The sequence below is a fragment of the Thiohalospira halophila DSM 15071 genome, from assembly GCF_900112605.1.
GTDB lineage: Bacteria > Pseudomonadota > Gammaproteobacteria > Thiohalospirales > Thiohalospiraceae > Thiohalospira > Thiohalospira halophila.
On sequence record NZ_FOMJ01000008.1, the window covers coordinates 79,761 to 102,727 of the forward strand.

Below are 22,967 nucleotides of genomic sequence, written 5' to 3' on the forward strand. Positions count from 1 at the left end.
GGCCGACACCATGAGCGAGAAAGCGAGCACCCCCAACATCCAGATCGCCGGCCTCGACGAAGATCAGCGGGCACTCGACCTCAACCGGGAGGCGATCGCGCTGAAGGTCAACGACCTCGCCCTCTACTACGGCGAGGACCAGGCCCTGAAGGGGATCAACATGCGCATCCCGGAGAAGCGGGTCACCGCCTTCATCGGGCCCAGCGGCTGCGGCAAGTCCACCCTGCTGCGCTGCTTCAACCGCATGAACGACCTCATCGACACCGTCCGCATCACCGGCGAGATCCGGCTGCACGACGAGAACATCTACGACAAGTCGGTGAACGTCCCCCACCTGCGCCAGCGCATCGGGATGGTCTTCCAGAAACCCAACCCCTTCCCCAAGAGCATCTACGAGAATGTCGCCTACGGGCTGCGGATCCAGGGGGTGAAGGACCGGCGCCGGCTGGACGAGGCGGTGGAGAGCGCCCTGCGCGGCGCCGCGCTGTGGGACGAGGTCAAGGACCGGCTCAGCGCCAACGCCCTGGGCCTCTCCGGCGGCCAGCAGCAGCGGCTGGTCATCGCCCGGGCCATCGCGGTGGAGCCGGAGGTCCTGCTGCTGGACGAACCGGCCTCGGCCCTGGACCCCATCTCCACGCTCAAGCTGGAGGAGCTCATCTACGAGCTCAAGGACCGGTTCACCATCGCCATCGTGACCCACAACATGCAGCAGGCGGCCCGGGTCTCCGACTATACTGCCTTCATGTACATGGGCGAGCTCATCGAGTTCGCCGATACCAACACCCTGTTCACCAATCCCTCGCAGAAGCAGACCGAGGATTACATCACCGGTCGCTACGGCTGAGGCAATGGCAGGAGGCGAGATGAGCGAGACGGACACCCCCCGCGGCGATGACGACCGCGACACCGGCCGCGGCGAGTCCATGGACCTGGGCCACCACATCTCCCAGCAGTTCAACACCGAGCTGGAGGATGTGCGCAACAAGGTCCTGACCATGGGCGGGCTGGTGGAGCAGCAGCTCCAGGACGCAGTCACCGCCCTGGTGGAAGGCGACCACCGCATGGCCGAGCTGGTCACCACCAACGACTACAAGGTCAACGCCCTGGAGGTGACCATCGACGAGGAGTGCAGCCACATCCTCGCCCGCCGCCAGCCCGCGGCCGGCGACCTGCGCCTCATCGTCACTATCATCAAGACCATCACCGACCTGGAGCGCATCGGCGACGAGGCGGAGAAGATTGGCCATCTGGCCGTCCATCTGGCCGACCTGGATGGCAGCCGCGCCACCTTCAGCGCCATCCAGAGCCAGGGGGAGCACGTCCGCAACATGGTCCACTCCGCCCTGGACGCCCTGGCACGGCTGGACGTGGACCAGGCGGTGGCCACCGCCCGGGACGACGCCAAGGTGGACAAGGAGTACGAGGGGATCATGCGCCAGCTCATCACCTTCATGATGGAGGATGCGCGCCAGATCACCCGCTCCCTGGACATCATGTGGGCCGCCCGCTCCCTGGAGCGCATCGGCGACCACGCCCGCAACATCTGCGAGTACGTCATCTACCTGGTCCGCGGCAAGGATGTCCGCCACACCAGCATCGAGCAGATGGAGAAGGAGGTTCGCCAGGGGCGTTAAGGCGGGAGCAGCCGGGGCCTCGGCCCGGGCTACTCGCTGTCGAGCATCCCGCGCAGGGCGGCCAGACGGGAGCGATTGCGCTCCTTGCGCTCCTCCGGGTCCTCCTCGGCGCCGTCGCGCCCCGGCCAGTGGATCTCCTCCTCGGGCAGTTCTTCCAGGAATCGGCTGGGATCGCAGCTCACCTTCTCGCCACCGCGCTGGCGCTGGCGCGCCAGGGTCAGGGTCAGGGAGCGCTGGGCCCGGGTGAGCCCCACGTAGGCCAGCCGCCGCTCCTCTTCCACGGTATCGCCGTCCACCGCCGAGTGGTGAGGCAGGATGGACTCCTCCATGCCCACCAGGAAGACGTGGGGGAACTCCAGCCCCTTGGCGGCGTGCAGGGTCATGAGGTTCACCGCGTCCGGCCCCTCCTCGTCGTCCTCCTGGCGGGAGAGGACGTCCACCAGGGTCAGGTGGCGGACCAGCTCCCCCAGCTCCTCGGGGCCGTCCTCGCGCTCGGCCAGCCGCTCCATCCACGCCGTCAGCTCGGTGACGTTGCCCCAGCGCCGCTCCGCCTGGGCCGGGCTCTTGGAGGTATCCGTGAGCCAGGTCTCGTAGTCCATGGCCGCCAGCAGCCGCCGGGTGAGGTTGGCCGCCGACTCCCGGGGCGCCTCCTCCACCAGGTCGGCGATCCACTCGGCGAAGCCGCGCAGCTTCTCCACGGCGCGCTCGTCCAGATGGGCGGTAAGGCCCATCTCGAAGCAGGCGGAGAGCAGGGTGACCTCGCGATCCCGGGCGTAGTAGTTGAGCTTCTCCACCGTCGTGGCGCCGATGCCGCGGCGCGGGGTGTTCACCACCCGCAGGAAGGCGGCGTCATCCGCCGGGTTGGCCAGCAGCCGCAGATAGGCCATGACGTCCTTGATCTCGGTATGGGCGAAGAAGGACTGGCCGCCGGTGAGGGTATAGGGGATGTCGTACTCGCGCAGCGCCTTCTCGAAGGCGCGCGCCTGGTAGTTGCCGCGGTAGAGGATGGCGTAGTCCCGCCAGTCGTTGCCGAGACGCAGGTGGTGGTGCATGAGCTCCGAGGCCACCCGCTCCGCCTCGTGCTCCTCGTTGCGCGTCTCCAGCACCCGGATGGGGTCGCCGGTGCCCAGCTCGCTCCACAGTCGCTTCTCGTAGAGGTGGGGGTTGTAGGCGATGAGGTGGTTGGCCACCCGCAGGATCCGGGTCACCGAGCGGTAGTTCTGCTCCAGCTTGACCACGTGCAGGTCCGGGTAGTCGTGGCGCAGCTGCTCCAGGTTCTCCGGCCGGGCACCGCGCCAGGCGTAGATGGACTGGTCGTCATCGCCCACCACGGTGAGGCCGTTGCGCTCCCCCACCAGCAGCCGCACCAGCCGGTACTGGGCGGCGTTGGTATCCTGGTACTCGTCCACCAGCAGGTAGCGGATGCGCTGCTGCCAGCGCGCCAGCGCCTCGGCGTCGTTCTCGAACAGCCACACCGGCAGGCCGATGAGGTCGTCGAAGTCCACGGCGTTGTAGGCGCGCAGGTGGCGGGTGTACTCGGCGTAGATCCGGGCGGCGGCGATGTCCGCCGGGTCCTCCGGCTCGGCGGCCGCGGCCGCCTCCGGGGTGAGCCCGTCGTTCTTCCAGCGGCTGATCCGGCCGGCCACCGCCTGGGCCAGGTCGTCGTCGGTATTCGCCCGGCGGAGCAGGTCGCGCACCAGGGCCTGGGCATCGCTGGCGTCGTAGATGGAGAAACCGGGCCGCAGGCCCACCGCGCCGGTCTCGTGGCGCAGGATATCCAGCCCCAGGGTGTGGAAGGTGGAGACGCGCAGCCCGCGGGCATTGTTCAGCTGGCCGGAGACGCGGGCCTTCATCTCCCGCGCCGCCTTGTTGGTGAAGGTCACCGCCGCGATGTTGCGCGCCGGCAGGCCGCACTGGTTGGCCAGGTAGGCGATCTTGGCGGTGATCACCCGCGTCTTGCCGGAGCCCGCGCCGGCGAGGACCAGCAGGGGGCTGTCCACGTGCCGGGCGGCCTCGCGCTGCGGGGGATTCAGGCCCTGGAGGGGATTGGCGTCGGTCATGCAGTCATTGTACCGCGCCGGGCGGGGCCCGCGGGAAGCGCCGGTTTTGACCGGCCCGCCGTCGCTTGGGGATAATCCGCGCTCCCGCCCGCCGGAGCGAGCCCATGGCCAGCGATGAACCGGTAACCGAGACCGCCGCGGAGGATGCCGAGACGTACGAGCGCCGCCACCTGGAGCAGGTAAAGCGGCAGCTCCAGCGCGCCCTGCAGACCATCGAGCAGCGGCTGAACGACTACGCCCGCGAGGTCCAGCAGCAGAAGGAGTACCTCTGGGAGGGCCGCGCCGACATGGACCACGCCGAGAAGGTCTCCACCCGGGAGTCCATCGAGCGGGCGGCGGCCACCGGCGAGGCGGTGCAGGAGCGCCAGCGGCGACTGGCCAAGCTCCGCCGCGCCCCCTACTTCGGCCGCTTCGACTTCGCCCCGGCCGGCGGCGAGGGGCAGCCGGTCTACATCGGGATCCACCACTTTCACGACGACGACAGCGGCGAGGACGTCATCCACGACTGGCGCGCGCCCATCGCCTCGCTCTTCTACGACTACGAGACCGGTCCGGCGACCTACCACGCCCCGGAGGGGGCGGTGGAGGGCGAGGTCCTGCGCAAGCGGCAGTTCCGCATCCGCGACGGCGAGATGGCATTCATGATCGAGAGTTCGGTGAACGTCGTCGACGAGGTCCTCCAGGAGGAGCTGGCCCGCTCCTCCGACGAGGGCATGCGCAACATCGTCGCCACCATCCAGCGCGACCAGAATGCCATCATCCGGGATGCCGACGCGCCGGTGCTGGTCATCCAGGGGGTGGCCGGCTCCGGCAAGACCTCCATCGCCCTGCACCGCATCGCCTTCCTCCTCTACCACTACAAGGAGAGCCTGAGCTCCGACGACATCCTCATCCTCTCCCCGAACCGGGTCTTCTCCGACTACATCGCCGACGTCCTTCCGGAGCTGGGGGAGGAGGCGGTCCATCAGGTCGGCATGGAGCAGCTCGCCCACGAGCTGCTGGAGGGGGAATACCGCTTCCAGAGCTTCTTCGAGCAGACCACGGCGCTGCTGGAACGCGACGACCCGGCCATGCGCGAGCGGGTGGCGCGCAAGTCCTCCACCGAGTTCCTGGACCGGCTGGGGGAGTACGCCGGCTACGTGGAGTCCCGGCGCTTCGCCGCCGAGGACATCTGGGTGGCGCGGCGCTACGTCCCCGGCTGGCTGCTGGAGGAGACCTTCCGCAAGCACCGCCGGCTGGGGACCACCGAGCGCGTCCGCCAGGTGACCCACGAGATCGAGCGCAAGATCGGGCTGGAGTACAACGTCGACCTGGAGCCCGGCGAGCGCCGGGAGCTGCGGGAGAAGATCAAGGGCATGGTGCAGCAGTCGACCCTGCGCGAGACCTACAAGGGCTTCTTCGAGTGGCTGGGGGAGCCGGACCTCTTCCGGCCGGTGAAGGGGCGGCTGGAGTACGCCGACGTCTTCCCCCTCATCTACCTCAAGCTGCGGCTGGAGGGGATGAACTCCCGCTGGCGCGACATCAAGCACCTCATCGTCGACGAGATGCAGGACTACACCCCGGTGCAGTACGCGGTGCTGGGCCGGCTCTTCGCCTGCAACATGACCATCCTCGGCGACGCCAGCCAGGCGGTGAACCCGGTCACCGCCTCCGACTCCGCCGAGATCCAGCGCGCCCTCCGCGGGGCGGTGCGAGTAAAGCTCACCAAGAGCTACCGCTCCAGCTACGAGATTACCCGTTTCGCCCAGCGCATCCTCCCCGACCCGGAACTGGAGGCGCTGGAGCGCCATGGCGAGGAGCCGGAGATCATCGCCTGCCGCAACCGCAAGGCGGAGAACGCCACCCTCTGCCGGACGGTGGAGGAGTTCCTCGCCTCCGACCACAACCACCTGGGGGTGATCACCCGAACCCAGCGCCAGGCCCGCCAGGTCCACAAGGCCCTCGCCGACGCCGGGCTGGAGGCCCAGCTCGTGGACGAGGAGACCGGGACCTTCGGCCACGGCGTGCTGATCTGCAGCGCCCACCTGGCCAAGGGGCTGGAGTTCGACCGCGTCGTCGTCCCCATGGCCAGCGCCGACAACTACGCCAGCGAGACCGACCGCCACCTCCTCTACGTCGCCTGCACCCGCGCCATGCACCGGCTCACACTCACCCACACCGGGGCGGTGACGCCGCTCATCGGGCCGGCGGCGTAGGCCGGCTCAGGTCCCGCAGAAGGTCCGCTCCACGCGCTGCTCGTCGCGGGGCGGGCGGGCCAGCTCCTCCTCGCCGGGGTGCTCGGCGAAGGGATCGGTGAGCACCGCCAGCAGCCGTTCCATGGGTTCGAAGTCGCCCTCCTCGGTGGCGGCATCCACCGCCCACTGGGCCAGGTGGTTGCGCAGGACGAACTTCGGGTTCACCACCCGCATGGCGGCCTGGCGGTCCGCCTCGGGGTGCCCCTGGGTCGCCAGCCGCTCGCGCCAGCGCGCCAGCCAGGCAGTGATGGCGTCGCGCTCGCTGAAGCGATCCACCACCGCGGCATCGGCGGGGCCGGCGGTATCCGGGAGGTCGGCGAGGCCGCGCAGGGTGAGGTGGTAGTCGGCCCGGCCATCGGCCATGGCCTGGAGGAGGTCGTGGATGAGTTCGCCGTCGCCCTCGCGGACCTCGGCAAGCCCCAGCCGCTGGGCCATGAGACCGCGCCAGGTCGTCTCGAAGCGCGGCAGGAACTCGTCCAGCAGCGCCCGAGCACGCCCCACCCGGGCCTCGCTCTCCTCTTCCAGCAGGGGCAGCAGGCACTCGGCCAGCCGGGTCAGCCCCCAGCGGGCCATCACCGGCTGCTGGTCGAAGGCGTAGCGGCCGCCGGTGTCGATGGAGCTGTAGACGGTATCGGCGGCGTAGGTGTCCAGGAACCCGAAGGGGCCGTAGTCCAGGGTCTCGCCGGCCAGGGCGAGGTTGTCGGTATTCATGACGCCGTGGATGAAACCGGCGGCCATCCAGTGGGCCACCAGATCCGCGGTGCGGGCGATTACCGCCGAGAAGAGCGCCGGGTAGGGCTCCTCCGCCTCGGCGACCTCCGGGTAGTGGCGGTGGATGACGTAGTCGGCCAGGGTGCGGACGCTCTCGACGTCGCCCTGGCGGCCGAAGTACTCGAAGGTCCCCACGCGGACGTGGCTGGCCGCCACCCGGGTGATGATGCCGCCGGGATGGACCGCCCAGCCCCGGCGCACCGGCTCGCCGGTGGTCACCGCCGCCAGCGCCCGGGTGGTGGGAACGCCCAGGGCGGCCATGAACTCCGAGCCGAGGTACTCCCGCACCACCGGTCCGATGGGGGCACGACCGTCGCCGCCCCGGGAGAAGGGGGTGGGGCCGGCGCCCTTGAGCTGGATGTCCCGCCGGATGCCGTGCCGGTCCACCACCTCGCCCAGGAGGATGGCGCGGCCGTCGCCGAGCTGCGGCACCCAGTTGCCGAACTGGTGGCCGGCGTAGGCCAGGGCCCGGGGTTCGGCGCCCTCGGGGAGCCGGTTCCCGGCCAGCATCGCCAGCCCCTCCGGGGAGCGCAATGCCGCCGGGTCGATCCCCAGCTCCCGGGCCAGTTCGTCGTTCACCCGCACCAGGCCGGGATCGGCCACCGGGGTGGGCGCGACGGCAGCGTGGAACCCCTCGGGCAGGCGCGGCCCCTCGGCGAAGGGGATGGGGCCGGTGGCGGACGGCTCGGCGGATTCGGCGATGGACACGGCACAACTCCCAAGTGTTTTACTCAGGATTTAGGCTACCACGTCTGTCGCCCGGCGGGGAGGGCCGGGCATCCGTATCACTTGCCCGGAAGGGACTCAGCGGTCGGCGCAAGTCCCTGAGCCCGGGTCGTCGGCAACAGGGATGCTGCCGTCGAGCCGACAGGGATGTCTTTACGGCGTACCCGGGATCAGGGACTTGTGCCGACCGCCCCGGATAGGCGGACGCCCTTACTTAAGGGCCAGCCTACTCGCCGCCCTCCCAGAGGTCGACGTCCACCCCCTTCTCCCGCAACCGCTCGCTGCGCGCGTCGATATAGCGCTGGAACTGCGGCTCCTCCTCCCAGGCGCCGGAGGCGACGTAGTCGAGCATGGAGCGCACGTGGAAGCCGCGGAAGTGGGACTCCATGCGAATGACCTCGCCACCCTCGTCGAAGAGGACCATGGTCGGGGTGTAGGCGACGCCGAGTTCATCCGCCCAGGCGCGGGCGGTGCGGGTCTCGCCGGCGGGGGTCACCACCTCGGCCTCCCCCCAGCGGTCGAGCTGGATGGCGTGGAAGGGCGCCATGAGCTCCCGGGCGCGCTCCTCGTCCAGGATCTCGTCGTGCAGGCGGCGGCACTCGGGGCAGCGGCCCTGCTCGAAGAAGACCGCAACGGGGCCATCCCGACCGGCCAGGTCGTGGGGCGGATCGGCGAAGAAGGGCTGGTCGTCGAGTTCGCCGGGGCCGGTGCGCTCGCCGGGTCCGTGCTCGGCCATGTAGTCGCTGAAGGCGACCTCCTGGTGGGCCCCCTCCCCGACATACTCCAGGGCGACCCGGAACTCCTCCGGCGGGTAATAGCCGTTGAGGCGCAGGAGCACCTCGCCGTCGCCGGCGAGGAAGAGCAGGGTCGGCGTGAACTGGACCTCCATGCGCTCCGCCAGGGCCTTCTCGGTGAGCTGCTCGCCGTCCAGGGCGGTCACCGGCCGGTCGCCCCGGAGGTTGAGGGCGACCACGTCGAAGTGCTCCCGGGTGTAGTCGACGATGGGCCGCTGGTGGAAGTTGGTCTCGATGAGGGCCTCGCAGTAGGGGCAGCCCTCCTGCTCCCAGAAGAGGATGAGGCCGCGATCGGCGGCCCGCGCCTCGGCGAGATCCGCCGGGAGGTCGAGGAAGGAGACCTTGAACCAGCCGGGGAGCTGGAAGTCCCCGGCCCCGTGGACCTCCCCCTCCTCCGCGGCGGCGACGGGGCCGGGGAGGAGGAAGAGGAGCGATAAGAGGGTGATGAGTCGGGCGGTCATGGCTCTTTCCCCCTGGGACTCGGGCGACGGAACGCCGCCTGTCACCGAGCTATAGCAGCCGCCGGGGCGAATGAACAGGGCAGGGACTCAGACCTGCCCACCCACCGAGCGGTAGATCTCCAGGGCGTGGGGCAGTTGCTTGCGCAGGGCGCGGATCCGCTGGGCATCCGGGGGGTGGGTGGAGAGGAAGACCGGCGGTGCCCCGCCCTCGCCCTTGGCGGCCTGGAACCGCTCCCAGAAGGCGACGGCGGCGCGCGGGTCGTAGCCGGCGCGGGCCATGTAGATCAGGCCCAGGCGGTCGGCCTCCAGCTCGTTGGCACGGGAGTGGGGGAGCATGACGCCCACCTGAGCGCCGATACTGTAGGCCCCCAGGAGCGCCTCCCGGGTTCCGGGGCCCTCCGAGCCCAGGGCACCCGCCACCACCGTCGCCCCCAGGTCCAGGGCCATGGCGCGGGAGAGGCGCTCGCCGCCGTGGCGGGCCACGGCGTGGGCGACCTCGTGGGCCATGACCGTCGCGAGGCCGGCCTCGTCCTCGGTCACCCCCAGGATCCCGGTATAGATGCCCACCTTGCCGCCGGGGAGGCAGAAGGCGTTGGCGGTCTCCGGCTGGTCGAAGAGGACGAACTCCCACTCGGCATCGGGCAGGGGGGCGACAGCGGCGATCCGCTCCCCGACATCCTCCACCAGGGAGGCGCGCTCGGTCCCCCTCTCCACCGGCAGCTCCTCGACCATGCGCCGGAATTCCCGCTGGCCCATCTCCCGTTCCTGGGCGGGGGAGATGAGCATGAGCTGACTGCGCCCGGTCTCGGGGACCGTCGCGCAGGCAGCCAGGGTAGCCATCAGGGAGAGGAAGAGCAGGCGAACCAGGGTATGGCGCATCCAGGGGATCCCTCTTCGTCCGGGCCGGTCAGGCCTCCGCGCCGGGCGGGGAGGTGCGTCGCCAGGCTCGGGCCAGCAGGAGCAGGCCGGCGGCTCCGGCGCCCCAGGCGGCGGCGGGGACCCCGGCCAGGACCGGCCCCGGGGCGCCGTCGACCAGCAGGGCGGCGGCGACCAGCAGGGCACCGCCGGCGATGGCCACCACCGTCTGGCGCTGGCCGTGGCGCTGGGTGGCCTCCAGCCGCTCCAGGGCGGCGCCGGCCGGCTCGGGGGCCGGGGCGGCGGCGCGGGAGAGCGCCCGGTGGGCGAGCAGCGGCAGCTCCGGCAGCAGCTCCAGGGTCCGCGGCGCCTCGCGCTTCATGTTGTGGTAGAAGGCGCGCGGGCCCACCTGGTCCTTCATCCAGTCCTCCAGGAAGGGCTTGGCGGTCTTCCACAGGTCCAGCTCGGGGTAGAGCTGGCGGCCGAGCCCCTCGATGGCGAGCAGGGTCTTCTGCAGCAGGACCAGCTGGGGCTGGACCTCCATGTTGAACCGCCGCGCCACCTGGAACAGCCGCAGGAGCAGGTGGCCGAAGGAGATCTCGCACAGCGGCCGCTCGAAGATGGGCTCGCAGACGGTGCGGATGGCCGCCTCGAACTCGTCCACCCGGGTATCCGCCGGCACCCAGCGCGACTCCACGTGGAGCTCCGCCACCCGGCGGTAGTCGCGGTTGAAGAAGGCGACGAAGTTCTCCGCCAGGTAGCGCTGGTCCTCGGGGTTCAGCGTCCCCATGATACCGAAGTCCACCGCCATGTAGCGGCCGTCGTCGGCGACGAAGATGTTCCCCGGGTGCATGTCGGCGTGGAAGAAGTTGTGGCTGAAGGCCTGGGTGAAGAAGATCTCCACCCCGCGCTCGGCCAGCCCCTGGCGGTCGATCCCGGCGCGATCGATGGCCTCGATATCGCTCACCGGGATGCCGTCGATGCGCTCGGTGACCAGGATACTCCCCCGACAGTAGCGCCAGTGGACCTCGGGGATGTAGAGCAGCGGCGAGGCGGTGAAATTGCGCCGCAGCATGGAGGCGTTGGCCGCCTCGCGCAGGAGATCCAGCTCGTCGTGGATGGTCTTCTCGAACTCGGCCACCACCTCCACCGGCCGCAGCCGACGCCCCTCGGACCAGTAGCGCCGGATGCGCTCGGCCAGGAAGTACATCAGCTCCACGTCCTGGCGGATGGTCGCCTCGACCCCCGGACGGACCACCTTCACGATGACCTCATGGCCCTCCGGGAGCCGGGCGGTATGGACCTGGGCGATGGAGGCCGAGGCCAGGGGTTCGTCGTCGAAGCGGTCGAAGACCTGCTCCAGCGGCTCACCGTAGGCCGCCTCGACGAGGCCCCGCGCCGACGCCGAGGGGAAGGGCGGCACCCGGTCCTGCAGGCGGGCGAACTCCTCGGCCACGTCCGGCGGCAGCAGGTCCCGCCGGGTGGAGAGGATCTGGCCGAACTTCACGAAGACCGGCCCCAGGTCCTCCAGGGCGCAGCGCAGCCGCTCACCGCGGGGGCGGCGGGCGTGGAGCCAGTAGCCGGGGGTCCCATAACGCAGCCAGCGCAGACGGCGCAGCACCGGCAGGGAGTAGATCAGCTCGTCCAGGCCGTGGCGGCCCATGATCCAGAGGATCCCGCCCAGGCGCAGCCAGCGGCGCGGTCGCAGCATCAGCCCCCGCCCCCGTTGCGCTCCTCCAGCAGGCGCAGGCGCGCCTCCAGCCGGGCGACATCATCCCGCAGGCGGGCCACGTCCGCCGACCAGGCGCGGTAGCGGCCCGCGGAGGGCAGGATCTCCGCCTCCTCCCGGGCGTATTCGGCCGCATTGGCCTCGGCGGTTTCGGCCAGGCCGCGCAGCCAGCCCAGGCCGTCGCGGAGCAGACGGCCGGCGCGATGGGCCACCGGGTCCCCCACCAGGCGGGCGGCGTGGTCCTCCCAGTCGATATCCAGGGCGGCCAGCGCGGCGTTCAGGGACTGAGCGAAGCCGGTATCGCCGGTGATGGTCACGGCCCCCTCGTGGACCGGGCCGTTCCCGGTCTCGGTAAGCAGCCGCAGCAGGGAGAAGGGGGCGCCGGTGACCACGGCATCGGCATCCGCCGGGTCGGCCTCCAGACCCAGGGCGAGGCCTCCCTCCACGGGGGTGATGGCCACGGTGGCCCCGGTCCCGCTGACCACCACCGCCAGGGTCCGCCCCTCCAGCGGGGTCAGTCGGTGGACGGCCTCCGGATCCAGGGCCAGGGCGGCGTTGGCCGCCCGCTCCAGGCCGGCGGCGACCATCTGTATCAGCTCGTGCATCCCGCCTCCCGCATGAGCGTGGTGAGGTCCTTGGTGGACTCGTCCTCGGGGCGGTGGACCACGCCGGTCCGGGCGATCTTGTCGTGGAAGCCCTGCTTGCGCCGATCCCACGCCGCCCAGAGGAAACCGAGATAGACCGGCAGGGCGGAGAGGAAGTAGCCGACGTAGCGGATCACGGCCTGGCCCACGCTGACCCCGCCGCCATCGCGGATATCGATGACGGCGATCTCCATCAGCCGCTTGCCCGGCGTCGCCCCGCGCAGGCGCCAGAACCCCACCAGGGCCAGGGCCGGGGCCAGGTCCACTACCAGCCGCCGCCACCAATCCTCGAAGAGAGCACCCTGGGTCGCCACGGCCAGGGGCAGCAGCAGGGCGGCGGCCAGCAGGCCATCCAGGGCCAGCGCCGCCGCGCGGCGCCAGAAACCGGCCCACTCCCCCGCCACTGCGGCCATGGTCAGGCCTTGTACCCCACGTGGAGGGCGACGATGCCGCCGGTGAGGTCGTGCCAGGTCACGCCGGTGAAGCCGGCCGCCTCGAACATCCCGGCCAGGGTCTTCTGGTCCGGGTGCATGCGGATGGACTCGGCGAGGTAGCGGTAGCTCTCCGCGTCCCCGGCCACCAGCCGCCCCATGAAGGGCAGGGCGGCGAAGGAGTAGGCGTCATAGACCGGCTTGAGCCCCGGCAGGACCGGTTTGGAGAACTCCAGCACCAGGAGGCGGCCGCCAGGCTTGAGGACCCGGTGGATGGAGGCCAGGGCGGCCTCCTTGTCGGTGACGTTGCGCAGGCCGAAGGCCATGGTCACGCGATCGAAGTGGTTGTCCGGGAAGGGCAGGTGCTCGGCATCGGCCTGGACGTACTGGATATTCCCGGCCAGGCCGGCGTTCACCAGCCGTTCGCGGCCGTGGCCCAGCATCTCGGCATTGATGTCCGACAGGACCACCTCGCCGTCCGGACCCACCCGCCGGGCCTCGGCCTCGGCCAGATCGCCGGTGCCACCGGCCAGGTCCAGGACCCGCTGGCCCTTGCGCAGGCCGGCCCGGTCCAGGGTGAAGCGCTTCCACAACCGGTGGACACCCCCGGACATGAGGTCGTTCATGACGTCGTACTTGGCCGCCACCGAGGAGAAGACGCCGGCGACGCGGCGCTTCTTCTCCCCCTTGGGGACCTCCTTGTAGCCGAAGTGGGTGGTGCCGTTGTCCTCGCTCATCCGCCGCTCCCTCCCTGGTAGGGGGCGTTGGCGTCGACCGCCCCGGCGCCGGCATCCACCGGCTCCCGGGAGACGCCGGCCTGCTCCACCTTGGCCAGGTAGTCCTGCCACATCTCGTCCTGGTTCACGCCGAAGCGGTAGAGCAGGTCCCAGGAGTAGATCCCGGTGTCGTGGCCGTCGTCGAAGTAGAGCTGGACGGCGTAGTTGCCCACCGGCTGGACGCTGGTGATGTTGACGTTCTTCTTGCCCCACTGCAGCCGTTCCTGGCCCGGGCCGTGGCCCTGGACCTCGGCGGAGGGGGAGAAGACGCGCAGGAATTCGCAGGGGAATTCGAACCGGCTGCCGTCGTCGAAGGCGACCTCCAGCACGTGGGACTTCTGGTGCAGGCGGATGTCGGTGGGGGTCGGCTGGCTCATTCCGGAACCTCCGTGATCAGAGGATGTAGCGGCTGAGATCGCGGTCGCGGACCAGCTCGCCGAGCTGTTCGTCCACGTAGGCGCGATCCACGGTCACCGCATCGCCGCCGCGATCGGCGGCCTCGAAGGAGAGGCTCTCCAGGAGCCGCTCCATGATGGTGTGCAGGCGGCGGGCGCCGATGTTCTCGGTGCCCTCGTTGACCTCCCGGGCCACCTCGGCCAGGCGCCGGATGCCGTCGTCGGTGAAGGTGAGGCCCACCCCCTCGGCGGCCAGCAGGGCACGGTACTGCTCGGTAAGCGCCGCGCGCGGCTCGGTGAGGATGCGGACGAAGTCCTCGGTCCCCAGCGCGTCCAGCTCCACCCGGATGGGCAGCCGCCCCTGCAGCTCCGGGATGAGGTCGGAGGGCTTGGAGAGGTGAAAGGCGCCGGAGGCGATGAAGAGGATGTGGTCGGTCTTCACCCAGCCCTGCTTGGTGGAGACGGTCGCCCCCTCCACCAGCGGCAGCAGGTCGCGCTGGACCCCCTCGCGGGAGACGTCGGCGCCGCCCTTCTTGTCCTGGGAGCCGGCGACCTTGTCCATCTCGTCGAGGAAGACGATGCCGTGCTGCTCCACCCGCTCCACGGCCTGCTGCTTGATCTCCTCCTCGTTGACCAGCCTGGCCGCCTCCTCGTCCGTGAGCTGGCGCATGGCCTCGGCCACCGGCAGGCGGCGGGTCTGGTGCTGACCGCCGCTACCCATGTTCTGGAACATGGACTGGATCTGGCTGGTCATCTCCTCCATGCCCGGCGGGGTGAGGATGTCCATGCCGCCCCCGGCCTGGCTGACCTCCACGTCCACCTCGCGGTCGTCCAGCTCGCCCTCGCGCAGCTTCTTGCGGAACTTCTGCCGGGTGGATGAAGTGGTCTCGCTCTCCCCGCCCCGGGCCGGCGGCAGCAGGGCGTCGAGGATGCGCTCCTCGGCGGCCTCCTCGGCGCGGTGGCGCACGGCGGCCATGGCCTCCTCGCGCACCATCTGCACGGCGGACTCCACCAGATCGCGGATGATGGACTCCACGTCGCGGCCGACGTACCCCACCTCGGTGAAGCGGGTCGCCTCCACCTTGGCGAAGGGGGCGTTGGCGAGCTTCGCCAGGCGGCGGGCGATCTCGGTCTTGCCCACGCCGGTGGGACCGATCATGAGGATGTTCTTGGGCGTGATCTCCGGGGCGAGCTCCGGGTCCACCTGCGTCCGCCGCCAGCGGTTGCGCAGGGCGATGGCCACGGCGCGCTTGGCCTCCGCCTGGCCGACGATGTGGCTGTCCAGCTCGGCGACGATCTCGCGGGGGGTCATGGGGGCGTCGTCGGACACGGGCTCAGAGCTCCTCGATGGTCAGCTGGTGGTTGGTGTAGACGCAGATGTCGGCGGCGATGTTCATGGCGCGCTCGGCCACCTCCCGGGCGCCGAGGTCGCTGTTCTCGGCCAGCGCCCGGGCGGCGGCCTGGGCGTAGGGCCCGCCGGAGCCGATGGCCACCAGGTCGTGCTCGGGCTCGATGACGTCGCCGTTGCCGGAGATCACCAGCATGCCGCTGGCGTCGGCCACGATGAGCAGCGCCTCCAGCCGGCGCAGGGCGCGCTCGGTGCGCCACTCCTTGGCCAGCTCCACGGCGGCGCGGGTGAGCTGGCCACCGAACTCCTCCAGCTTGCCCTCGAAGCGCTCGAACAGGGTGAAGGCATCGGCGGTGCTGCCGGCGAAGCCGGCGACGACCTTGTCGCGGTAGAGGCGGCGGACCTTGCGGGCATTGCCCTTCATCACCGTATTACCCAGGCTCACCTGGCCGTCGCCGACCATGGCCACGGCGTCATCGCGACGCACGCAGAGGATGGTGGTTCCGTCGAACTGCTCCAAGGGGGGACTCCCGACTGCGAGATTTTCGGTGGACCGATTGTAGCACTGCAGCCCGGCTCGACGAGGCCTACAATGGCGGTTTTACCGGGAATCGAGCGAGAGCCGGGGGCGGGCGCGGTTCCCCGGGACCGTCGGCGGCAGGGATGCCGCCGTCGAGGCTACAGGGATGTATTCACGCCGTGTTCCGGGGAACCGTGCCCGCCCCCGGCGACCCCGCCGACCCCGAAGACGCATCGACCGCGAGCCATGATCACCGATTACTTCCGCTTCCTGCTCACCCACCCCGGCCGCCTCGCCTTCGGGATCCTGGCGACCCTGGGCTCGGGCTTCGGCCAGACCTACTTCATCGGCCTCTACAACGCCGAGATCCGGGGCGCCTTCGACCTCAGCCACGGCGACATCGGCGGCCTCTATGCCGTGGCCACCATCGCCAGCGCCCTCCTGCTGCCGGTGGTTACCCCCCTCTACGACCGCTGGGGGCTGCGCGCCTTCGCCCTGCTGGCCACCGGGCTGCTCGCCGCCGGCGCCCTGGCCATGGCCGGGGCGGCCGGTATCGCCGGGCTGCTGGGGGCGCTCTTCCTCCTGCGGCTGGGCGGTCAGGGGCTCATGGGCCACATGGGGATCACCACCATGGCGCGCAGCTTCGCCGCCAGCCGCGGCAAGGCGACCAGCGTGGCGGCCATGGGCTTCCCCCTGGCGGAGGGGACGCTGCCGGCGCTGGCCGTGGGCGTTGCGGCGATGGTGGCCTGGCGGGAGGCCTGGATGGTCTGGGCCGCGGTGACCCTGGCGGTGGTCACCCCCCTGCTGCTACTCCTGGCCCGCCAGCACGAGGGCGGGCCGGTGGAGGTGGCCGGACCGCCGCCGGGGAGCCAGCGGGACTGGCGCCGCTCCGAGGTAGTGCGGGACACCCGCTTCCTGCTACTGATCCCGGCCGGGGTGGCCGCGCCCTTCGCGGTAACGGTGCTCTTCTTCCACCAGGTGCCGCTGGCGGAGCTGCGCGGCTGGAGCGAGACCATGCTCGCCGCCGGCCTCTCGGTCTTCGCGGTGGGCCACGTCACCGGCCTTTTCCTGGCCGGACCCACGGTGGATCGCTTCGGCGCCGGCCGGGTCCTGCCGCCGGCGCTGATCCCCCTGGCCCTGGCCGGGCTGGCGCTGGCCGTCATCACGCCGAGCTGGGGGATCCTGGTCTGGTCGGGGCTGCTCGGCGTCGGCCTGGCCTTCGGCGCCACCGCGGCCGGGGCGCTCTGGGCGGAGCTCTACGGGGTGACCCACCTGGGCGCCATCCGCGGACTGTTCCAGGCGCTGGCGGTGTTCGCCACCGCCATCGGGCCGGTGACCACCGGCTGGCTGCTGGATGCCGGCCTCGGCCCCTTCGGCCTGGGGCTGGGTCTGGCCGCCGGGATCGGGCTCGCCGCGCTACTGGCAACCCTGGGCCTGCGTCGCTCGCCCGGCTGACCACAGAATTCCCCATCGCTACCCCGGAGGCTCGCATGGATCACGCAGAGGATCTCACCGGACGCACCCTCTACATCACCGGCGGGGGTCGCGGCATCGGCCTGGCCACGGCGCGCCTGGCCCTGGAGGCCGGCGCCCGGGTGGCCATCGCCACCGCCACGGCGGACAGCGCCACCCGGGCGGCTGCCGAACTCGGGGCCGGGTCCGACCGGCTCTTCGCAGCGGCCGCCGACGTCCGCGACTACGCCGCCCTGGCCGCCTGGCTCCGGCAGGCGGAAGAGCGGATCGGCCCACCCGATGCCCTGGTGAACAGCGCCGGGACCGTCGCCGTGGGACCCTTCGCCGAGCAGGCGCCGGCAGACTACCAGGCGGTGGTGGACATCAACGTCACCGGGCTGATGCACGGCTGTCACGCCGCCCTCCCGGCCCTGCGCGAACGCGGGGGTACCATCATCAACATCAGCTCCGGGGCCGGCTTCCACGGGATCCCGGAGGCGGCGGCCTACTCGGCGTCCAAGTTCGCGGTCAACGGCTTCACCCAGGCCCTCCACCTGGAGGAGGGGCCCCGGGTCCGGGTCTTCGCACTCTGTCCCGGCCGGGTGGCCACGGACATGCAGGAGGCCTTCTCAGGCCGACGCCAGGGGATCGCCCCGGAGCAGGTCGCCCGCCGGATCCTGGCGCTGGCCGGCCCCGAACCGGACGGTACCCCCGGCGAGTGCGAGCCGGTGGGCTGAGCGATCGCACCGGCCGCTAACTGCTAGAATTCGGAGAGGGAATTCCCCGAGGAGACAAGGCCATGGAGATCGCCGAAAGTGCCCTCGAGCTGGTCCGGTCCACCGCCGGAAACGGGAACAGCGCCCCCGAGGGCGGGAGCCGGGCCGGCCCCGGCGGTTCGGGTTCCGGATCATCGGGCGCCGCACCGTCCGTCGCGCCCAGCGTGAGCGCGGGGGAACTGCCGGTGGGGGCCAACACCATCGTCCAGCGCAATATCGACCTGCTGCTGGGCGGGCTGACCTATACCAGCAGGGGCGGCGCCAGCGGAGGGGGCAGCAGTAGCGGCAACCTCGTGGACGCCAGCGCCTGACGTCTCCCGGGGACGGACACACAACCGGACAACAGGAGCCGACCATGAGCGAACAGGACCTGCCCGAGATCGAGCTCGAGCGCGACAACCTCTACCGCGAGGAGAGCTATACCGACCGCCGCGTCGGCACCCTCCAGCGGCTCGTCCCGGTCACCGCCGACGGCGAGGAGGACCCGGACCGCGACGTCGTCTTCACCGGCCAGGCCCAGCTCATGACCCCCATGGGCGCCCTGCCCCTCTCCTTCGAGATCCCGGCGACTACCTTCCAGGAGGCGCTGGAAGGCTACAACGCGGCGGCCCGCCAGGCCATGGAGCAGACCGTGCAGGAGCTCCAGGAAATGCAGCGCGAACAGGCCGGCGGCCTGGTCATGCCCGGTCAGGGCGGCGGCGGGGGCATGGGCGGCATGCCCGGAGGAGGCCAGGGGGGTGGCGGCTTCGGCGGGCTGCAGATGCCGTAGAACCGAGGTTGTCCCACCTCGACGGAACGGCTAACCTGTTTCATGTAACACGCCTTTTGAGGGCTTTCAGCATGGGCCGTTCCGTCAACGACCGCGTCCGCAAGCACCGTGACGATCTGCGTGCACAGGGTCTTCGACCCATCCAGATCTGGGTCCCTGACACCCGGGCGGATACCTTCAACGGCGAGTGTGAACGCCAGGCCCGCCTGGTTGCGGAAGCGGACTGCACGGATGAGGGGATCGTCCGGCTTCTCGACGAGGCCACTGGCGATATCGAGGGCTGGGAGGCTTGAGGCGAGGGGACTTCGTGACGGTCGCCCTGCAGGGCGATTTCGGCAAACCGCGACCGGCGCTGGTCATCCAGTCCGATCGCTTCGATGCCCTCCCCACCGCCACGGTCCTGCCCGTTACCAGTTCGCTGATCGACGCCCCCCTTCTCCGCATCACGGTGGAACCGGACGCGCACAACGGTCTGACCCGGCCATCGCAGATCATGGTCGACAAGGTCGTGACCGTCCGACGAGACAAGCTCGGGGAGACCTTCGGTCACGCCAGCGACGAACTCCTCCTGGCGGCCAACCGGGCCCTGACTGTCTTTCTGGGGATTGCCTGAAGCCGGACCCATGAAAAAGGGGCGCCCCGCGGGGCGCCCCTTTTTCTTCGCCGGTTACTGGCCGACCCCGCTCCGGGGAGCGGGGACCGGATCCGGCCCTACTCCGGGTCGTAGCCCAGGTTCGGGCCGAGCCACTTCTCGGCCTCGGACTTCTTCATGCCCTTGCGCTCGGCGTACTCCTCCACCTGGTCGCGGTTGATCTTGCCCACGGCGAAGTAGCGCGCCTCGGGGTGGGCGAAGTACCAGCCGGAGACCGCCGCCGTCGGCATCATGGCCTTGGACTCGGTGAGCTCGATGCCGGTGTTCTCCTCGACGTTGAGCCACTCCCAGAGGGTGTCCTTCTCGGTGTGCTCGGGGCAGGCAGGGTAGCCCGGCGCCGGCCGGATCCCCTGGTACTCCTCCTCGATGAGCTGCTCGTTGGAGAGCCGCTCGTCGGAGGCGTAGCCCCAGATCTCCTTTCGAACCTTGTGGTGCATCAGCTCGGCGAAGGCCTCGGCCAGCCGGTCGGCCAGGGACTTGAGCATGATGGCGTGGTAGTCGTCGTGGTCCGCCTCGAAGCGAGCGACGTGCTCGTCGATGCCGATCCCGGCGGTCACCGCGAAGCCGCCCAGGTAGTCCTGCTTGCCGGAGCCCTTGGGCGCGACGAAGTCGGCCAGGCTGTAGGTCGGCTGCTTGCGCGGCTTCTCGGTCTGCTGACGGAGCATGTGGAAGGTCTCGGTGACCTGCTCGCCCTTCTCGTCGTAGACCTCGATGTCGTCGGTGCCATCGATCCGGTTGGCGGGGTAGACGCCCACCACGGCCCGGGCCTGGAGCCACTTCTCGTCGATGATCTGCTGGAGCATCTTCTTGGCATCCTCGAAGAGCTTGCGCGCCTCCGGCCCCTTCTCCTCGTCATCGAGGATCTTGGGGTAGCTGCCCTTGAGCTGCCAGGAGTGGAAGAAGGGCGTCCAGTCGATGTACTCCGCGATCTCGGACATGGGGAAGTCCTCGAAGACGGTGACACCAGGCTTCTGCGGCGCCGGCGGATCGTAGGCGGTCCAGTCGAGGCTGGCGCCGTTCTCCCGCGCCTTCTCGAGGCCCACCCACTTGGTCTTGGCCTGCCGGCCGGCGTGCTGCTCCCGGGCCTTCTCGTAGTCGGCCTTGATCTCCTTGATGTACTCGTCCTTGTTGCTGCCCACCAGCTTCTGGGCCACGCCCACCGCGCGGGAGGCGTCCTTCACGTAGACCGAGCAGCCGTGGTAGTTCTGGTCGATCTTCACCGCCGTGTGGGCACGCGAGGTGGTCGCACCGCCGATCATCACCGGGATATCGAAGCCCTGACGCTCCATCTCCTTGGCGATGTGGACCATCTCGTCCAGGGAAGGCGTGATGAGGCCGGAGAGGCCGATGATGTCGACGTTCTCCTCCTTCGCCTTGTCGAGGATGTCCTGGGCGGGCTGCATCACGCCCATGTCGATGACCTCGAAGCTGTTGCACTGGAGGACGACGGAGACGATGTTCTTGCCGATGTCGTGGACGTCGCCCTTCACGGTGGCCAGGAGGATCTTGCCGGCGTTGGAGCTGCCCTGCTTCTCCGCCTCGATGTAGGGGAAGAGGTAGGCGGTGGCCTTCTTCATGACGCGGGCGGACTTCACCACCTGCGGCAGGAACATCTTGCCCTCGCCGAAGAGGTCGCCGACGACGTTCATGCCGTCCATCAGCGGGCCCTCGATGACGTCCAGCGGCGACGGGAACTCCTGGCGGCAGGCCTCGGTGTCCTCGTCGACGTAGGTGTCGATACCCTTGACTAGCGCGTGCTCCAGACGCTTGCCCACCGGCCACTCGCGCCACTCCAGGTCCTCCTTGGGCGCGGAACCCCCGCCGCCCTCGCCCTTGAAGCGCTCGGCGGCGTCCAGGAGCTTCTCGGTGCCCTCGGGGTCGCGGTTGAGGACCACGTCCTCCACCAGCTCCCGGAGATCCGGGGCGATGTCGTCGTAGACGGCGAGCTGGGCGGGATTGACGATGCCCATGTCCAGGCCGGCCTGGGTAGCGTGGTAGAGGAAGACGGCGTGGATCGCCTCGCGCACCGCGTCATTGCCGCGGAAGGAGAAGGAGATGTTGGAGACGCCGCCGGAGATGTGGGTCTCCGGCAGATTGTCCCGGATCCAGCGGCAGGCCTCGATGAAGTCGACGCCGTAGTTGTTGTGCTCCTCGATGCCGGTGGCGATGGCGAAGATGTTCGGGTCGAAGACCACATCCTCACCCGGGAAGCCAGCCTTCTCGGTGAGCACCTTGTAGGCGCGCTCGCAGATCTCGGTCTTGCGCTCGAAGGTGTCCGCCTGGCCCTCCTCGTCGAAGGCCATGACGGTCACCGCGGCACCCAGCCGGCGCAGCTCCTTGGCCTGGTTAATGAAGTTCTCCTCGCCCTCCTTGAGGGAGATGGAGTTCACCAGGCCCTTGCCCTGCATCCGCTTGAGGCCGGCGACCATGATGTCCCACTTGGAGGAGTCCACCATCACCGGGACCTTGGCGATCTCCGGCTCGGAGGCCACTAGGTTGAGGAACTCGATCATGGCCTGCTCGCCGTCGAGCATGCCCTCGTCCATGTTGATGTCGATGACCTGGGCGCCGCCCTCCACCTGGTTGCGCGCCACGTCCAGGGCGGTGTCGTAGTCCTCTTCCTTGATGAGGCGCTTGAAGCGGGCGGAACCGGTGACGTTGGTCCGCTCACCGATGTTTACGAAGCCCAGCTCGGGGCCGACGTTGCACGGCTCCAGCCCGGCGAGGCGCATGCGCGGGGGCCGCTCGGGGAGCTGGCGCGGCTGGATGGACTCCACCGCCTCGGCGATGGCCTTGATGTGGTCCGGGGTGGTGCCGCAGCAACCGCCGACGATGTTCAGGAACCCGGCCTCGGCCCACTCCTTGATGTGGGCGGCCATCTCCGCCGGCTCCTGCTCGTACTCGCCGAACTCGTTGGGCAGGCCGGCGTTGGGGTGCGCCGAGACGCGGAACTTGCTCTTCTCGGAGAGCTCCTCCACGTACTGGCGCAGCTCCGCGGCGCCCAGGGCGCAGTTGAAGCCGATGGAGAGCGGGTCGGCGTGGGCGAGGCTGTTGTAGAAGGCCTCGGCGGTCTGGCCGGAGAGGGTCCGGCCGGAGGCGTCCGTGATGGTGCCCGAGATCATGATGGGCAGGTCGATGCCCTTTTCGTCGCAGTACTGCTTCACCGCGTAGACCGCCGCCTTGGCGTTCAGGGTGTCGAAGATGGTCTCGATGAGGACGGCATCCACGCCCCCCTCATGGAGACCATGCACCGCTTCCTTGTACGCCTCGGCGAGCTCGTCGAAGGTGACGTTCCGGTAGCCGGGATTATTCACGTCCGGCGAGATGGAGGCCGTGCGGTTCGTCGGGCCGAGAACACCGGTGACGAAGCGCGGCTTGTCCGGGGTCTGCTCGGTCATGGCGTCCGCCGCCTCGCGGGCGATGAGCGCCGACTCGTAGTTCAGCTCGTAGACCCAGTCCTCCATCTGGTAGTCCGCCTGGGCAATGGAGGTGCAGCTGAAGGTGTTGGTCTCGATGATGTCGGCACCGGCCTTCAGGTACTCGGTATGGGTCTCGCGCAGGATATCCGGCTGCGACAGGGCAAGCATGTCGTTGTTGCCCTTGAGGTCGCTGGGATGGTCCTTGAGCCGCTCGCCGCGGAAGTCCTCTTCCTCGAGCTGGTAGGTCTGGATGAGGGAGCCCATGGCTCCGTCAAGGATCAGGATGCGCTTGGAGAGTTCTTCTTCAAGCCGTTGCTGTCGCTCGTTTTTCATGACCGATCATCTCCCGGGCAGTCGCATGAACCGCCTGTGGACGTTGATGGGTGGCGCCGCGAGGGCGAAGGGAAATTTGCATGAATAGTCGAATAGACTACCACGTTTTTGCCCCCTCTGCAGTCGGAGGCCCCATCTTGCTGATTCCAGGGACCAAATCGGTCTCCTGCCGAGAAAGCAGTCAGCCG

At 69.9% G+C, this 22,967-nt stretch carries 21 protein-coding genes; 9 read left to right on the forward strand and 12 right to left on the reverse strand.

The features are described 5' to 3' along the window. The first annotated feature begins 10 nt into the window (after window positions 1-10). Both pstB and phoU read left to right on the forward strand, forming a co-directional pair. Window positions 11-844, forward strand: coding sequence for a phosphate ABC transporter ATP-binding protein PstB (gene pstB, locus BM272_RS11215; protein WP_093428882.1), 834 nt, complete (start codon window positions 11-13; stop codon window positions 842-844). A 19-nt stretch (window positions 845-863) separates the two neighbouring features. Beyond that, window positions 864-1,634, forward strand: coding sequence for a phosphate signaling complex protein PhoU (gene phoU / locus BM272_RS11220; RefSeq protein WP_399349683.1), 771 nt, complete (start codon window positions 864-866; stop codon window positions 1,632-1,634). A 29-nt stretch (window positions 1,635-1,663) separates the two neighbouring features. Here phoU and BM272_RS11225 read toward each other — a convergent pair whose 3' ends face one another. Further along, complete coding sequence (locus BM272_RS11225) at window positions 1,664-3,694, reverse strand: UvrD-helicase domain-containing protein (RefSeq protein ID WP_093428883.1); 2,031 nt, start codon at window positions 3,692-3,694, stop codon at window positions 1,664-1,666. A 104-nt stretch (window positions 3,695-3,798) separates the two neighbouring features. On the opposite strand from BM272_RS11225, the gene BM272_RS11230 reads away from it, so the two are divergent. Continuing rightward, on the forward strand, window positions 3,799-5,889 hold the full coding sequence (locus BM272_RS11230) for a HelD family protein (protein ID WP_093428884.1): 2,091 nt from the start codon (window positions 3,799-3,801) through the stop codon (window positions 5,887-5,889). A gap of 6 nt (window positions 5,890-5,895) precedes the next feature. On the opposite strand, the gene BM272_RS11235 is transcribed toward BM272_RS11230, so the two are convergent. The 10 genes from BM272_RS11235 to hslV form a co-directional block, all read right to left on the reverse strand. Then, window positions 5,896-7,401: a protein adenylyltransferase SelO gene (locus BM272_RS11235; RefSeq protein ID WP_240308114.1), complete on the reverse strand. Its 1,506-nt coding sequence runs from the start codon at window positions 7,399-7,401 to the stop codon at window positions 5,896-5,898. A 250-nt stretch (window positions 7,402-7,651) separates the two neighbouring features. Beyond that, window positions 7,652-8,680 (reverse strand): thioredoxin family protein, encoded by a 1,029-nt coding sequence (locus BM272_RS11240; protein ID WP_093428885.1) that lies wholly within the window; start codon window positions 8,678-8,680, stop codon window positions 7,652-7,654. 87 nt (window positions 8,681-8,767) lie between these two features. Further along, complete coding sequence (locus BM272_RS11245) at window positions 8,768-9,559, reverse strand: M48 family metallopeptidase (RefSeq protein WP_093428886.1); 792 nt, start codon at window positions 9,557-9,559, stop codon at window positions 8,768-8,770. Between the two features lie 28 nt (window positions 9,560-9,587). Beyond that, window positions 9,588-11,246: a ubiquinone biosynthesis regulatory protein kinase UbiB gene (ubiB, locus tag BM272_RS11250; protein ID WP_093428887.1), complete on the reverse strand. Its 1,659-nt coding sequence runs from the start codon at window positions 11,244-11,246 to the stop codon at window positions 9,588-9,590. Beyond that, the gene (locus BM272_RS11255) at window positions 11,246-11,869 is read right to left on the reverse strand and encodes a ubiquinone biosynthesis accessory factor UbiJ (protein WP_093428888.1); all 624 of its coding nucleotides are present in this window, start codon (window positions 11,867-11,869) and stop codon (window positions 11,246-11,248) included. The genes ubiB and BM272_RS11255 overlap by 1 nt, the downstream gene beginning before the upstream one ends. Further along, entirely contained in the window at window positions 11,857-12,321 is a 465-nt protein-coding gene (locus BM272_RS11260) for an RDD family protein (RefSeq protein ID WP_093428889.1), read from the reverse strand. The genes BM272_RS11255 and BM272_RS11260 overlap by 13 nt, the downstream gene beginning before the upstream one ends. A gap of 2 nt (window positions 12,322-12,323) precedes the next feature. Next, the gene (ubiE, locus tag BM272_RS11265) at window positions 12,324-13,076 is read right to left on the reverse strand and encodes a bifunctional demethylmenaquinone methyltransferase/2-methoxy-6-polyprenyl-1,4-benzoquinol methylase UbiE (protein WP_093428890.1); all 753 of its coding nucleotides are present in this window, start codon (window positions 13,074-13,076) and stop codon (window positions 12,324-12,326) included. Continuing rightward, the gene (locus BM272_RS11270) at window positions 13,073-13,492 is read right to left on the reverse strand and encodes a gamma-butyrobetaine hydroxylase family protein (protein ID WP_093428891.1); all 420 of its coding nucleotides are present in this window, start codon (window positions 13,490-13,492) and stop codon (window positions 13,073-13,075) included. Before BM272_RS11270 ends, ubiE begins: the two co-directional genes overlap by 4 nt. A 16-nt stretch (window positions 13,493-13,508) precedes the next feature. After that, window positions 13,509-14,822, reverse strand: coding sequence for an ATP-dependent protease ATPase subunit HslU (hslU, locus tag BM272_RS11275; RefSeq protein ID WP_093428922.1), 1,314 nt, complete (start codon window positions 14,820-14,822; stop codon window positions 13,509-13,511). Window positions 14,823-14,844: 22 nt separating this feature from the next. Next, complete coding sequence (hslV, locus tag BM272_RS11280) at window positions 14,845-15,378, reverse strand: ATP-dependent protease subunit HslV (protein ID WP_093428892.1); 534 nt, start codon at window positions 15,376-15,378, stop codon at window positions 14,845-14,847. A 246-nt stretch (window positions 15,379-15,624) separates the two neighbouring features. Here hslV and BM272_RS11285 point away from each other — a divergent pair, with 246 nt between their 5' ends. From BM272_RS11285 to BM272_RS11315, 6 genes are all read left to right on the forward strand, one after another. Beyond that, window positions 15,625-16,833: an MFS transporter gene (locus tag BM272_RS11285; protein ID WP_159433075.1), complete on the forward strand. Its 1,209-nt coding sequence runs from the start codon at window positions 15,625-15,627 to the stop codon at window positions 16,831-16,833. Window positions 16,834-16,868: 35 nt separating this feature from the next. After that, window positions 16,869-17,567: an SDR family oxidoreductase gene (locus BM272_RS11290; RefSeq protein ID WP_093428894.1), complete on the forward strand. Its 699-nt coding sequence runs from the start codon at window positions 16,869-16,871 to the stop codon at window positions 17,565-17,567. Between the two features lie 62 nt (window positions 17,568-17,629). Next, window positions 17,630-17,917: a hypothetical protein gene (locus BM272_RS11295; RefSeq protein ID WP_093428895.1), complete on the forward strand. Its 288-nt coding sequence runs from the start codon at window positions 17,630-17,632 to the stop codon at window positions 17,915-17,917. Window positions 17,918-17,961: 44 nt separating this feature from the next. Then, complete coding sequence (locus BM272_RS11300) at window positions 17,962-18,375, forward strand: hypothetical protein (protein ID WP_205407804.1); 414 nt, start codon at window positions 17,962-17,964, stop codon at window positions 18,373-18,375. Window positions 18,376-18,446: 71 nt separating this feature from the next. Beyond that, window positions 18,447-18,668, forward strand: coding sequence for an antitoxin MazE family protein (locus tag BM272_RS11310; RefSeq protein WP_093428896.1), 222 nt, complete (start codon window positions 18,447-18,449; stop codon window positions 18,666-18,668). Continuing rightward, entirely contained in the window at window positions 18,665-18,988 is a 324-nt protein-coding gene (locus BM272_RS11315) for a type II toxin-antitoxin system PemK/MazF family toxin (protein ID WP_093428897.1), read from the forward strand. Before BM272_RS11310 ends, BM272_RS11315 begins: the two co-directional genes overlap by 4 nt. A 98-nt stretch (window positions 18,989-19,086) precedes the next feature. Here BM272_RS11315 and metH read toward each other — a convergent pair whose 3' ends face one another. Beyond that, window positions 19,087-22,779: a methionine synthase gene (gene metH / locus BM272_RS11320; RefSeq protein WP_093428898.1), complete on the reverse strand. Its 3,693-nt coding sequence runs from the start codon at window positions 22,777-22,779 to the stop codon at window positions 19,087-19,089. Window positions 22,780-22,967: the final 188 nt, after the last annotated feature.

Coding starts and splice junctions, on each gene's coding strand:
- pstB (WP_093428882.1), top strand. CDS start 11: ATGAGCGAGAAAGCGAGCACCCCCAACATCCAGATCGCCGGCCTCGAC.
- phoU (WP_399349683.1), top strand. CDS start 864: ATGAGCGAGACGGACACCCCCCGCGGCGATGACGACCGCGACACCGGC.
- BM272_RS11225 (WP_093428883.1), bottom strand. CDS start 3,694: ATGACCGACGCCAATCCCCTCCAGGGCCTGAATCCCCCGCAGCGCGAG.
- BM272_RS11230 (WP_093428884.1), top strand. CDS start 3,799: ATGGCCAGCGATGAACCGGTAACCGAGACCGCCGCGGAGGATGCCGAG.
- BM272_RS11240 (WP_093428885.1), bottom strand. CDS start 8,680: ATGACCGCCCGACTCATCACCCTCTTATCGCTCCTCTTCCTCCTCCCC.
- BM272_RS11245 (WP_093428886.1), bottom strand. CDS start 9,559: ATGCGCCATACCCTGGTTCGCCTGCTCTTCCTCTCCCTGATGGCTACC.
- ubiB (WP_093428887.1), bottom strand. CDS start 11,246: ATGCTGCGACCGCGCCGCTGGCTGCGCCTGGGCGGGATCCTCTGGATC.
- BM272_RS11255 (WP_093428888.1), bottom strand. CDS start 11,869: ATGCACGAGCTGATACAGATGGTCGCCGCCGGCCTGGAGCGGGCGGCC.
- BM272_RS11260 (WP_093428889.1), bottom strand. CDS start 12,321: ATGGCCGCAGTGGCGGGGGAGTGGGCCGGTTTCTGGCGCCGCGCGGCG.
- ubiE (WP_093428890.1), bottom strand. CDS start 13,076: ATGAGCGAGGACAACGGCACCACCCACTTCGGCTACAAGGAGGTCCCC.
- BM272_RS11270 (WP_093428891.1), bottom strand. CDS start 13,492: ATGAGCCAGCCGACCCCCACCGACATCCGCCTGCACCAGAAGTCCCAC.
- hslU (WP_093428922.1), bottom strand. CDS start 14,822: ATGACCCCCCGCGAGATCGTCGCCGAGCTGGACAGCCACATCGTCGGC.
- BM272_RS11285 (WP_159433075.1), top strand. CDS start 15,625: ATGATCACCGATTACTTCCGCTTCCTGCTCACCCACCCCGGCCGCCTC.
- BM272_RS11290 (WP_093428894.1), top strand. CDS start 16,869: ATGGATCACGCAGAGGATCTCACCGGACGCACCCTCTACATCACCGGC.
- BM272_RS11295 (WP_093428895.1), top strand. CDS start 17,630: ATGGAGATCGCCGAAAGTGCCCTCGAGCTGGTCCGGTCCACCGCCGGA.
- BM272_RS11300 (WP_205407804.1), top strand. CDS start 17,962: ATGAGCGAACAGGACCTGCCCGAGATCGAGCTCGAGCGCGACAACCTC.
- BM272_RS11310 (WP_093428896.1), top strand. CDS start 18,447: ATGGGCCGTTCCGTCAACGACCGCGTCCGCAAGCACCGTGACGATCTG.
- metH (WP_093428898.1), bottom strand. CDS start 22,779: ATGAAAAACGAGCGACAGCAACGGCTTGAAGAAGAACTCTCCAAGCGC.